Genomic DNA, 11,093 nt, shown 5'->3' with positions numbered 1-11,093 from the left:
CCCCGCAAGGGGTTCGGGCCATCGCCGTAAGGCAGGAATCAAACCGTCCGGAACGCCAGCACCACGTTGTGCCCACCGAACCCGAACGAGTCGTTCAGCGCCGCGATCCGTCCCTCGACGGCCAGCTTGCGCGCCTCGCCCCGCACCACATCGGCGTTCGCCTCGGCCTCGGGGTCGAGGTTCTCGACGTTGATGGTCGGCGGAGCCACCCGGTGGTACAGCGCGAGCACGGTCGCGACCGTCTCGACACCGCCCGCACCACCGAGCAGATGCCCGGTCATCGACTTCGTCGCGGACACCGCCATGTGGTCGGCGTCGTCGCCGAACACCTTCCGCAGCGCCTTCAGCTCGGCGATGTCACCGGCCGGCGTAGACGTCGCGTGCGCGTTGACGTGCATGATCTCGGCCGGGTCCAGGTCGGTCCGGTCGAGCAGGTTCTGCAGGGCGTGCGCGATGCCGCGGCCCCCGGGCTCCGGCTGCACGATGTCGTGACTGTCGGCGGAGATGCCCTGACCGACCGCCTCGGCGTACACCCGCGCCCCGCGCTTCGCGGCGTGCTCGGCGGACTCCAGGACGACGACACCGGCACCCTCACCGAGGACGAAGCCGTCGCGGTCGACGTCGTAGGGACGCGACGCGCCCTGCGGGTCGTCGTTGTTCTTGGACATCGCCATCATGTTGCCGAACGCGGCGATCGGCAGGGGGTGGATCGCCGCCTCCGTGCCACCCGCGACGACGACGTCGGCGCGGCCGGAGCGGATCATCTCGATGGCGTAGCCGATCGCCTCGGCGCCGGAGGCGCACGCGGAGACCGGGGTGTGCACGCCCGCCCGGGCGCCCACGGCCAGGCCCACGTTCGCGGAGGGGCCGTTCGGCATCAGCATGGGGACGGTGTGCGGGGAGACGCGGCGTACGCCCTTCTCCTTGAGCACGTCGTACTGGTCGAGCAGCGTCGTCACCCCGCCGATACCGGAGGCGATGACCGCGCCGAGCCGGTCCGGGTCGATCGCGGGATCCTCACCGGCCTTGGCGGTGAAGCCGGCGTCGGCCCACGCCTCCTGCGCGGCGATCAGCGCGAACTGCGCCGAGCGGTCGAGACGGCGGGCCTGCGGCCGCGGGATGGACTCGGTGGGTTCCACCGCGACCGGCGCGGCGATGCGGACCGCCTGCTCGGCGGCCCACTCCTGCTCCAAGGGCTTGACACCGGAACGTCCGGCGACCAGGCCCTCCCAGGTCGAGGCTGCGTCGCCACCCAGCGGTGTGGTTGCGCCGATACCGGTGACGACCACGGTGCGATTGGTCGGGCTCACGGGAATTCTTTCTCCAACGGATACGAGGATTCAGCGGCGCCACCGCCGGGTGGCGGGGCCGGAGACACCCGGCCCAAGGGGCCTCAGGACTGGTGCTTGAGGATGTACTCGGTCGCGTCGCCCACGGTCTTGAGGTTCTTGACGTCGTCGTCCGGGATCTTCACGTCGAAGCGCTCTTCGGCGGCGACGACGACCTCGACCATGGACAGCGAGTCGACGTCCAGGTCGTCGGTGAAGGACTTGTCCAGCTGGACGTCCTCGGTGGGGATCCCGGCGATCTCGTTCACGATCTCCGCGAGACCGGCGACGATCTCTTCCTGAGTGGCGGCCATGTCAGGCGCTCCTTCGTAGTGTTCCAGAGGGTGTGGCGGTGCTGCTTCCGTGCCGGATCGGTGAGATCCGGCACGGAGTGCCTAGGGGAGAGTAACGACCGTCGCTGCGTAGACGAGACCCGCCCCGAATCCGATGACGAGCGCGGTGTCGCCGCTCTTCGCCTCGCCGGTCGCCAGGAGCCGCTCCATCGCGAGCGGGATCGAGGCGGCCGAGGTGTTGCCGGTGGTGCGAACGTCACGGGCGACCGTGACGGACTCCGGCAGCTTGAGTGTCTTCACCATCGAGTCGATGATCCGCTCGTTGGCCTGGTGCGGAATGAAGACGTCCAGTTCGGCCGGGTCGACCCCGGCCACGTCCAGCGCCTGCTGCGCGACCTTCGCCATCTCGAAGACGGCCCAGCGGAAGACCGCCTGGCCCTCCTGCGTGATGGCGGGGAACTTGATGTTTCCCTGGCTGTCCAGCGGGAGCTTTGAGACATCGCCGACCCGGAACTCGTTCCACGGCACGGTCTGCTTGATGGTCTCGGACTTGTCGCCCTCGGAGCCCCACACCGTGGGGCCGATCGCGGGCTCCGCCGAGGGACCGACGACGACCGCGCCGGCTCCGTCGCCGAACAGGAAGGCCGTCGCGCGGTCCTCCAGGTCGGTCAGGTCGCTCAACCGCTCGACGCCGATGACCAGCACGTACTCGGCGCTGCCCTCGACGATCATGCCCTTGGCGAGGGTCAGGCCGTAGCCGAAGCCCGCGCAGCCGGCCGAGATGTCGAAGGCCGCGGCCTTGGCCGTGCCCAGCTTGTCGGCGATCTCGGTGGCGACGGCCGGCGTCTGCTTGAAGTGCGTGACGGTCGAGACGATCACCGCGCCGACCTGCTCGGCGGAGATCCCGGCGTCGGCGATCGCCTTGCCGGACGCCTCGATCGACATCGCGGCGACCGTCTCCTCGTCGTTCGCCCAGTGCCGGGTCTCGATGCCGGAGCGCGAACGGATCCACTCGTCGGACGAGTCGATCGTCTCGAGGATCACCTCGTTGGGTACGACCCGGGTGGGCCGGTAGCCGCCCACGCCGAGGATCCGCGCGTACGGGGCACCCTTGCTGGGCTTGATCTTCGCCATGTTGCAGTCGGCTCCTTAAGGCGTCAGCAGGGCGTCAGACGTGCTCGGCGATGAGCTCGCGGGCCGCGTCGATGTCGTCGGGGGTCTTCAGGGCCAGCGTCTTCACGCCGGGCAGGGCGCGCTTGGCGAGGCCGGTCAGGGTGCCGCCGGGGCACACCTCCAGCAGCGCGGTGACGCCCAGCTCCCGGAAGGTCTGCATGCACAGGTCCCAGCGGACCGGGTTGGCGACCTGGCCGACCAGCCGCTCGAGGATCCCGGCGCCGGTCGAGACCGTGCGGCCGTCGCTGTTCGACACATAGGTGAGCTTGGGGTCGGAGGGCGTCAGCTCCCGCGCCGCGGCGGCCAGCTTGTCGACGGCCGGTGCCATGTGCTCGGTGTGGAACGCGCCGGCCACCTTCAGCGGGACGACCTTGCGCACACCCTCCGGCTTGTCCTCGTTCAGCACGGCGAGCTGCTCCAGCGTGCCCGCGGCCACGATCTGCCCGGCGCCGTTGACGTTCGCCGGGGTCAGGCCCAGCTTCTCCAGGTGCGGCACGGTGATCTCGGGGTCGCCGCCGAGCAGCGCCGACATCCCGGTCTTGGTGACCGCGGCGGCCTCGGCCATGGCCAGGCCCCGCTTGCGCACCAGGGTCAGCGCGGTGGTGTCGTCGAGCACACCGGCGAAGGCGGCGGCGGTGATCTCACCGACGCTGTGGCCCGCCACCGCGCCCGGCGAGATGTCACCGAGTGCCGCGGCCGAGAGGATCCCGGCGGCGACGAGCAGCGGCTGCGCCACGGCCGTGTCGCGGATCTCGTCCGCGTCGGCCTGCGTGCCGAAGTGGGCGAGGTCCAGTCCGATGGCGTCCGACCAGGAGGCGACCAGGTCTGCGGCACCGGGCAGTTCGAGCCAGGGGGTCAGGAAGCCGGGCGTCTGAGCGCCCTGGCCGGGAGCGACGAGTACGAGCACTCTCACACTCTCTCTTGGTTACGGGCACGGCCGCCCGTGGGGACAAGGACGAAGAACGGCAGGGGGTTTTGTGGGCCCCCGACAAAAGACTAGAGCTGGAGATCCCCGTCGGCCAGACGCCCCAGGATCAGCGCGATCCGCAGCGTGAACGCGGAACGTACATCGGATGGCGACCAACCGGTGACGTCAGTCACACGTCGAAGCCGGTAGCGCACGGTGTTGGGATGAACGAAGAGCATCCGGGCGGCGCCTTCGAGACTGCTCGCCTGTTCGAGATAGACGCTGAGCGTCTCCAGGAGCGCGGAGCCGGCCTCCTCCAGCGGTCTGTAGATCTCCTCCACCAACTGCTCACGCGCGCTCGGGTCCGAGGCGATCGCGCGCTCCGGCAGCAGGTCGTCCGCCAGCACCGGCCGGGGTGCGTCCTGCCAGGCGGAACACGCCTTCAGGCCCGCGGCGGCGGCCTGGGCGGACCGGGTCGCGGCCAGCAGGTCGGGCACGATCGGCCCGGCGACCACCGGGCCCGCGGCGAAGGGGCCGATCAGCGACTTGGCGACGGCGAGCGGATTGTCGCTGCCGCCCGCGATGACGACGAGCCGGTCGCCCAGCACCCCGGTCAGCACCTGGAGTTTGGCATGCCGAGCCGCGCGCCGGATGGCCTCCACGGTCAGCTCGGAGTCACCGTCGGGTGCCGTGCCCAGCACCACGCACACGTGCTCCGGCGAGTTCCAGCCCAGCGCCGCCGCCCGCGACACCGCGCCCTCGTCCGCCTCGCCGCTCAGCACGGCGTTCACGACCAGTGACTCCAGCCGCGCGTCCCAGGCACCGCGTGCCTCGGCGGCCTGCGCGTACACCTGGGCGGTGGCGAAGGCGATCTCCCGGGCGTAGACCAGCAGCGCCTCCCGCAGGATCCGCTCGTCGCCGGGGGCGGCGACCTCGTCGATCGCGCTCTCCATGACCTCGATGGTGGTGCGCACCATCTCCACGGTCTGCCGCAGCGTGATCGCCCTGGTCAGCTCGCGCGGAGCGGTCCCGAAGACATCCGTGGAGATCGCCTGCGGGGCGTCCGGGCGCCGGAACCACTCGGTGAACGCCGCGATACCGGCCTGCGCGACCAGCCCGATCCAGGAGCGGTTCTCCGGGGGCATGGCCCGGTACCACGGCAGCGTCTCGTCCATCCGCGCGATGGCCTGGGCGGCGAGACTGCCGGAGGACTTCTCCAGCCGCTTCAGGGTCGCGGAGTGCGGATGCACGCCGTGGGAGGTGGTCCGGGCGTTGCTGGTTTCGGGTTCGGGCACGGGACAAGACTGCCTTATCGGGACGCGGCCACGTGCCGCCGGGTGGGGATGAGGTGTGCGGCCGCCGGCCCCGGGGTCCGCGGCCGCGCCGCGCGAGACGTGCCCGGCCCGCTCCGGGGCGGGCCGGGCCGGCTAGGCGGCGACGATCACGAAGGTGTGCCACCGCGCTGCGCGGTGCGGTCCGCCGCCGGTCCCAGCGGGTCTACGGTGGTGTCCGTGACGGACGTACGGCGCGCCGGTGAGCGCTACCCCGGGGGCGACGCGGAGGCCGGCATCGAGTCCTGGCACGCCTTCTCCTTCGGCCCCCACTACGACCCCGGCAACCTGCGCTTCGGCGCCCTGATCGCCTGCAACGAGGAGCGCCTGGCCGTCGGCGCCGGGTTCGCGGAGCATCCGCACAGCCACACCGAGATCGTCACCTGGGTCGCCGAGGGCGAGCTGACGCACCGCGACTCGGCGGGGCACGAGACGGTCGTCCGCGCCGGTGACGTACAGCGGCTGAGCGCCGCGTCCGGCGTCCGGCACGTCGAACGCAACGACGGCGAGGGCCCGTTGACCTTCGTGCAGATGTGGCTGGCCCCGCTCGCGCCGGGCGGCGACCCGGCGTACGAGATCGTCCACGGCATCGCGGACGCGACGCCGTACGCGGTCCCGAAGGCCGGCGCGATGCTCCATGTGCGCCGGCTGGCGCCGGGCGAACGCACGGCGGTCCCCGACGCCCCGTACGTCTACGTCCATGTGGTGCACGGCGACGTCACGCTGGACGCCGAGCGCCTCGGCCCCGGTGACGCGGCCCGGATCACGGACGCGAAGGACGTGGAGGTGGTGGGGGTGGCGCGGGCGGAGCTGCTGATGTGGGAGATGACCTGAGGGACGGCAGGCCGTCAGGCCGCCCGGGCCTCCGCCAGCACCGCGTCCGTGAGCGGCGGCCACGCCTCGATCGCCCAGGGCCCGAAGGCCCGGTCCGACAGGGCGACGCAGGCCAGCTCCGCGTCCGGGTCGATCCACAGGAACGTACCGGACTGCCCGAAGTGCCCGAACGTACGGGGTGACGAGGAAGCCCCCGTCCAGTGCGGCGACTTGGAGTCGCGGATCTCGAAGCCGAGCCCCCAGTCGTTGGGGTTCTGGAGCCCGTACCCGGGCAGCACGCCCTTCGTCCCCGGGAACTGCACGCTCATCGCCTCGGCGACCGTGCGCGGGTCGAGCAGCCGCGGCGCCTGGACCTCGGCGGCGAACCGCAGCAGGTCCTCGACCGTCGAGACGCCGTCCTTGGCCGGGGAGCCCTCCAGGGACGTCGACGTCATGCCCAGCGGCTCCAGCACCGCCTGCCGCAGATACTCCGCGAACGGGATGTCGGTCGCCTTGGCGACATGGTCGCCGAGCTGCTCGAACCCGGCGTTGGAGTACAGCCGCCGCTGCCCCGGCGGCGCGGTCACCCGGTGCTCGTCGAAGGCCAGCCCCGAGGTGTGCGCCAGCAGGTGACGGACCGTCGACCCGGGCGGGCCGGCCGGCTCCTCGAACTCGACGGCACCCTCCTCGTACGCCACCAGCACGGCGTACGCGGCCAGCGGCTTGGTCACCGAGGCCAGCGGGAACCGCCGATCGGCCGGCCCCCGCACCCCCGGCACCGCGCCGTCGGCCCGTACGACCCCCGCCGTGGCCGTGGGCACCGGCCAGTTGTCGATCAACGCCAAGCTCTGCAAGGACATGCCCTCGACCTTAATCCCGCTCAGAGCGTCAGCCGCATCAAGGGGTCCCCGGTCCGCGCGAAGCCCAGCGACTCGTACAGCGGCTCCGCGTCCGCGGACGCGGTCAGGTCGACCTGACCGACCTCCCGCTCACGGAACCACAACAGCAGCTCCGCCATGCACGCGCGCGCGTACCCCCGCCTGCGCGCGTCCGGGTCCGTGGCCACGCTGAAGACGAAGCCGACCCGCCCGTGCGGATTGCCCGCCTTGCCGATCCGGTACTCCAGCGTCCCGGCCACCAGTGCCGCCAGCGCCCCCGGCCGGTCCGGATGGTCCACCACGAACGCCGCGAAGTCCCCGTCCGGCTCGGCCAGCCGCGCGCGCAGCACGGGCAGGGACTCGGCGTGCCACCCGGTGACCGACGAGCCCGCCCGGTGCACCGAGTCGATCATCACCTGGCGCAGGCGCAGCACTTCACCGGCGTCGTCCGGCAGGGCACGGCGTACGAGACTCATGGCCCGCACGTTAACGACCGCACCCCCCGGCGGTCCTGTCGTTTTCTTAGCGGCTCTTTCCGGACCCGCTTGCTTGGAGTGCACTCCAAGGTCATAGCGTGGGACGCATGACGGTGATGCAGACCACGGCAGCAGCCACCGAGCGGGCCCTGGAACGGGCTCCGGAAGCGGCCCCCGAAGACGGCGCCACCCGCACCGACATCTGCTCCGCCCCACCCCGCCGGCACCCGCGCCCCGACGGCCAGGACCGCTACACGATCAGCGAGGTCGTCGCCTTCACCGGCCTGTCGGCGCACACCCTGCGCTGGTACGAGCGGATCGGCCTGATGTCCCACATAGACCGCTCGCACACGGGCCAGCGCCGCTACAGCAACCGGGACCTGGACTGGCTGGACCTCGTCGGCAAGCTGCGGCTGACCGGCATGCCGGTGGCCGACATGGTGCGGTACGCGGAGCTGGTGCGCGCGGGCGACACCACCTACGAGGAGCGCCGCGAGCTGCTGGAGACGACCCGCCAGGACGTCGTGGAGCGGATCGCCGAACTCCGGGACACGCTCGCCGTGCTCGACCGCAAGATCAGTTTCTACGGCGACCGCGGCCGCGCGCACGTCCCGCACGAAGGGGAGAGCACCCGATGACCGACACCACGATGCCGACGACACGGCTCGGCGAGGGTGGACCCGAGGTCGGCGCGCAGGGCCTCGGCTGCATGGGCATGAGCTTCGCCTACGGCCCCGCCGACGCGGACGAGTCCCGGGCGACCCTGGAGCGGGCGCTGGAGCGGGGCGTCACGCTCTACGACACGGCGGACGCGTACGGCGCCGGGGAGAACGAGCGGTTCCTTTCGCCGTTCTTCCGGGCGCACCGGGACGAGGTCGTGATAGCGACCAAGTTCGCCCTGGCGATCCCGCCGGACGACCCGACCCGGCGGGTCGTCCGCAACGACCCGCCGTACATCCGCCAGGCCGTCGAGGCGAGCCTGAAGCGCCTCGACGTCGACGTCATCGACCTCTACTACATGCACCGCCGGGACGTGAACGTGCCGATCGAGGAGACGGTCGGCGTGATGTCCGACCTGGTCCGCGAGGGCAAGGTCAAGTACCTGGGCCTCAGCGAGGTCACCGCGGGCGAACTGCGTACCGCGCACTCCGTGCACCCCGTCACCGCCGTGCAGTCGGAGTGGTCGCTGTTCAGCCGGGACATCGAGGCGAACGTCGTGCCGGCCGCCCGGGACCTGGGCGTCGCCCTGGTCCCGTACTCCCCGCTCGGACGCGGCTTCCTCACCGGTTCCTTCGTGAACGCCGACCAGGACCTCACGGCCGACGACTTCCGCCGCCAGCAGCCCCGCTTCACCGGCGACAACGCGGCGGCGAACGCGGCGCTCCTGGAGCCGATCCGCGAGGTCGCCGCCGCCCACGAGGCCACGCTCGGCCAGATCGCCCTGGCCTGGGTCCAGCAGCGGGCGTCCGTCCACGACCTCCCGGTCGTCCCGATCCCGGGAACCCGCAGGCCGGCCCGCGTCGAGGAGAACACGGCGGCACTCCGGATCACCCTGACGCCGGAGCAACTCGCCCTGCTCGACGCGGTGGCCGCGAAGGTGTCGGGCACGCGCTACGCGGACATGACGTTCACGTCGGCGGGCCGGGAGTAGACGCCCCAAGGGGTGCGGGGAACTGCGCGAACGGCCACGACCCCGCACCCGCGATCACAGCTCCGCGAGCAACTCGGCCTTCTTCGAGGAGAATTCCTCATCGGTCACCAGCCCGGCCTGGTGCAGCTCGCCCAGATGCCGGATCCGCTCCGCGATGTCCGCGGGATCCCGCCGCGGGGCGGCGGCCACGGTCACCGCCGACGCCGCGGTGCGCGAGCGCACGGCCTGAAGCACCGCCGCCGCGAACGGCAACGACTCGTGCACCGGCCCGTACCCCAGCCCGAAGACGACCGCCGCCGGATCCTGGTCGGCCTGCGCCGGCTGCTCCCCGGCGTCCCGCGGCAGCAGCCGCAGATGCCCCTCGAACACCTCCGGCGACCGCCACTCCACGCCGCTCAGGTCCTCGACGGCGAACTTCTGGTCCCCGGCCTTCCACTTCGCCGACGACGCCCCCGTCCAGAACCACCGGAACGCCACCGACGTCCCGTCGAACGAGGCCTTCCCGTCGTACGCCTTGAACTGCATCGGCACCTCGGGCGCGGCCACGAGATGCCGGTCCACCGGCCCCGCCTCGGTCAGCAGCGTCCGTAGCTCGTCCGCGTAGTACTCGGCCAGCGTCTCCCGTTCGGCGGGCAGCACCAGCCGATAGGGATCGCTGCTCTCCTTCAACTGCCCCGCCGCCGCCTCGATCAGCGGATCGGCTCCCGGCCGAGGCTCCGCACGCAGGACGACGGTCCCGCGCCGCCCGGGGGAGAGCGTCACCCCTTGCAGCGCCGACAGCGGCACCCGCCGCTCGCCGAGCGTCTGGAAGAGCTTGGGTGTTCGAATCCCCCGTTCGTAGCGGATGAGCACGGAGTCGGACTCGAACTCCCAGGCGGCATGAAATCCGGCCAGTACGTCACCCATGCGGCTCATCGTATGCGGCACGCGCTCTTTCGTCCCCTCCCTGGGAAGACCGCAGTTTCTGCGCCTCTACGCGCGTCCGGCCGTGGACGTGCCGGACAAACCCGCCCGGCACGTGCCCGCATCGTCGGCGCAGTCCACCGCGCGGTACGCGCCAACCCCGATCTCGGCGAAGTTGGCGAGGCTGCCCGTACCCGGTTCGAAATACCCGGCGTGTCCCCGGGCGCCGCGCGCCGACAGCAGGCGCGCCCCGAACGCGGCGGACATCGGATCGGCCCCGTGCCCGAAGCCGCCGAACTCCATGTACGGCACGTCCTGGATCCAGTCGTCGGCGTCCCGCATCGCCCACACGCGCGCGGAAGTGCCCAGTTGCACGGCGTTGGTGACGCGCATCCCGGGACTCCCGGCCACCGCTATGTCGGACACCCGGGCGGGCAGGGTGTCCGCGGCGACTCCGCAGACCACGGAGCCGTAGCTGTGGCAGAACAGCGAGACCGGCGCCTTCCCGGGCAACGCGCGCACCAGCGCGTTCAGCCGGATCGCCCCGTCCTCGGCGCGCATCGCGGTGGCCGACTCCATGCCGAGTCCGCCGGGCGCGGTGTAGTCGGCCCAGGCGATCACGGCCGTACGCGTCGAGGCGCTGGCGGCACGCTCGGCGGCGTAGAGGGACTTCGCCATGCCGACCGGGGCGGCGTAGCGGCGGTTGGTGCGCTGGAAGGTGAGCAGGTCGGTGTCGACGCCGGGGACGACGACGGAGACCCGCTCGGCGCGGTCGAGGTCGCCGAACACCTCGGCGACCCGGCCCGAGCCGTCGGGGTCGAAGGCGAGGATGTGCCGGTCAGCGTGCATCAGGGACTCGAAGCGGTGCATACGACGGCCCGCCTCGTGCTGTCCGGTGGGACTGAGCCGGCTGTCGCGCATACGTTCGCGCTCGATCGTGCGGGCCTGGTGGAGGGCGATGCGGTTGGCCCGGTAACGCAGCTCGACGGGGGCGCCGTTCATGTTGCCCACCGCGAGCGGATAGCGGCGGGCCAGGTGGGCGCGCTGCCCGTCGCTGAGCGTGGCGAAGAAGGCGGCGAGCCGGCCGGGCGTGGTGTCCGGGTCCGGCAGCCGGTGTCCGTCGATACGGCCGCGCTCCCAGGCGGAGCGGGAGAGCTGGAGCGGCGTGTCCGACCGCTGGTTGCGCAGGGCGGTCCAGCCGGTGGTCGCCAGCATCACGAACACCACGGCCAGCGCGAGCAGGGCGCGCCAGACGCTGAGTGAGGGGGAGGCGTCGAAGGAAGTCACTGGGAGGACACACTAGGAGAACGAGAGGGTCTCGCGTGAACCGTGTGTCGCGG

General features: G+C 71.9%; 12 protein-coding genes. 3 read left to right on the top strand and 9 right to left on the bottom strand.

Going from position 1 to position 11,093, the window contains the following annotated elements; all coding sequences use genetic code 11:
- Nucleotides 1-38: 38 nt before the first annotated feature.
- From fabF to fasR, 5 genes are all read right to left on the bottom strand, one after another.
- Nucleotides 39-1,310, bottom strand: coding sequence for a beta-ketoacyl-ACP synthase II (gene fabF, locus AB0O67_RS03985; RefSeq protein WP_365445662.1), 1,272 nt, complete (start codon nt 1,308-1,310; stop codon nt 39-41).
- An 83-nt stretch (nt 1,311-1,393) separates the two neighbouring features.
- Entirely contained in the window at nt 1,394-1,642 is a 249-nt protein-coding gene (locus AB0O67_RS03980; protein ID WP_141312265.1) for an acyl carrier protein, read from the bottom strand.
- An 81-nt stretch (nt 1,643-1,723) separates the two neighbouring features.
- Nucleotides 1,724-2,755: a ketoacyl-ACP synthase III gene (locus AB0O67_RS03975; protein ID WP_365445658.1), complete on the bottom strand. Its 1,032-nt coding sequence runs from the start codon at nt 2,753-2,755 to the stop codon at nt 1,724-1,726.
- 34 nt (nt 2,756-2,789) lie between these two features.
- Nucleotides 2,790-3,701 (bottom strand): ACP S-malonyltransferase, encoded by a 912-nt coding sequence (locus AB0O67_RS03970; RefSeq protein ID WP_365445655.1) that lies wholly within the window; start codon nt 3,699-3,701, stop codon nt 2,790-2,792.
- A gap of 89 nt (nt 3,702-3,790) precedes the next feature.
- Nucleotides 3,791-4,996 carry a fatty acid biosynthesis transcriptional regulator FasR gene (gene fasR / locus AB0O67_RS03965; RefSeq protein WP_365445652.1) on the bottom strand — a complete coding sequence of 402 codons (1,206 nt, stop codon included), beginning with the start codon at nt 4,994-4,996 and terminating at the stop codon, nt 3,791-3,793.
- A gap of 216 nt (nt 4,997-5,212) precedes the next feature.
- Here fasR and AB0O67_RS03960 point away from each other — a divergent pair, with 216 nt between their 5' ends.
- Nucleotides 5,213-5,866 carry a pirin family protein gene (locus AB0O67_RS03960; protein WP_365445649.1) on the top strand — a complete coding sequence of 218 codons (654 nt, stop codon included), beginning with the start codon at nt 5,213-5,215 and terminating at the stop codon, nt 5,864-5,866.
- A 14-nt stretch (nt 5,867-5,880) separates the two neighbouring features.
- On the opposite strand, the gene AB0O67_RS03955 is transcribed toward AB0O67_RS03960, so the two are convergent.
- Both AB0O67_RS03955 and AB0O67_RS03950 read right to left on the bottom strand, forming a co-directional pair.
- Nucleotides 5,881-6,705 (bottom strand): serine hydrolase domain-containing protein, encoded by an 825-nt coding sequence (locus AB0O67_RS03955; RefSeq protein ID WP_365445646.1) that lies wholly within the window; start codon nt 6,703-6,705, stop codon nt 5,881-5,883.
- A gap of 20 nt (nt 6,706-6,725) precedes the next feature.
- Nucleotides 6,726-7,199, bottom strand: coding sequence for a GNAT family N-acetyltransferase (locus AB0O67_RS03950; protein WP_365445643.1), 474 nt, complete (start codon nt 7,197-7,199; stop codon nt 6,726-6,728).
- Nucleotides 7,200-7,306: 107 nt separating this feature from the next.
- Between AB0O67_RS03950 and AB0O67_RS03945 the strand changes: the two genes are divergently transcribed.
- Nucleotides 7,307-7,837, top strand: coding sequence for a MerR family transcriptional regulator (locus AB0O67_RS03945; RefSeq protein WP_365445640.1), 531 nt, complete (start codon nt 7,307-7,309; stop codon nt 7,835-7,837).
- Complete coding sequence (locus AB0O67_RS03940; protein ID WP_365445638.1) at nt 7,834-8,850, top strand: aldo/keto reductase; 1,017 nt, start codon at nt 7,834-7,836, stop codon at nt 8,848-8,850. The genes AB0O67_RS03945 and AB0O67_RS03940 overlap by 4 nt, the downstream gene beginning before the upstream one ends.
- Nucleotides 8,851-8,904: 54 nt before the next feature.
- Here AB0O67_RS03940 and AB0O67_RS03935 read toward each other — a convergent pair whose 3' ends face one another.
- Nucleotides 8,905-9,756: a DUF4429 domain-containing protein gene (locus AB0O67_RS03935; RefSeq protein ID WP_365445635.1), complete on the bottom strand. Its 852-nt coding sequence runs from the start codon at nt 9,754-9,756 to the stop codon at nt 8,905-8,907.
- A 66-nt stretch (nt 9,757-9,822) separates the two neighbouring features.
- Nucleotides 9,823-11,040: an alpha/beta hydrolase family protein gene (locus tag AB0O67_RS03930; RefSeq protein WP_365445632.1), complete on the bottom strand. Its 1,218-nt coding sequence runs from the start codon at nt 11,038-11,040 to the stop codon at nt 9,823-9,825.
- Nucleotides 11,041-11,093 lie beyond the last annotated feature (53 nt).

The sequence above is a fragment of the Streptomyces sp. NPDC086077 genome (assembly GCF_040686175.1).
Classification (GTDB): Bacteria; Actinomycetota; Actinomycetes; order Streptomycetales; family Streptomycetaceae; genus Streptomyces.
This window is presented reverse-complemented; position numbering and strand designations above follow the sequence as displayed.

Bases quoted from the DNA above. Each gene is read 5' to 3' on its own strand.
- AB0O67_RS03980 (WP_141312265.1), bottom strand. From the start codon at position 1,642: ATGGCCGCCACTCAGGAAGAGATCGTCGCCGGTCTCGCGGAGATCGTG.
- AB0O67_RS03935 (WP_365445635.1), bottom strand. From the start codon at position 9,756: ATGGGTGACGTACTGGCCGGATTTCATGCCGCCTGGGAGTTCGAGTCC.
- AB0O67_RS03955 (WP_365445646.1), bottom strand. From the start codon at position 6,705: ATGTCCTTGCAGAGCTTGGCGTTGATCGACAACTGGCCGGTGCCCACG.
- AB0O67_RS03975 (WP_365445658.1), bottom strand. From the start codon at position 2,755: ATGGCGAAGATCAAGCCCAGCAAGGGTGCCCCGTACGCGCGGATCCTC.
- AB0O67_RS03945 (WP_365445640.1), top strand. From the start codon at position 7,307: ATGACGGTGATGCAGACCACGGCAGCAGCCACCGAGCGGGCCCTGGAA.
- AB0O67_RS03950 (WP_365445643.1), bottom strand. From the start codon at position 7,199: ATGAGTCTCGTACGCCGTGCCCTGCCGGACGACGCCGGTGAAGTGCTG.
- AB0O67_RS03940 (WP_365445638.1), top strand. From the start codon at position 7,834: ATGACCGACACCACGATGCCGACGACACGGCTCGGCGAGGGTGGACCC.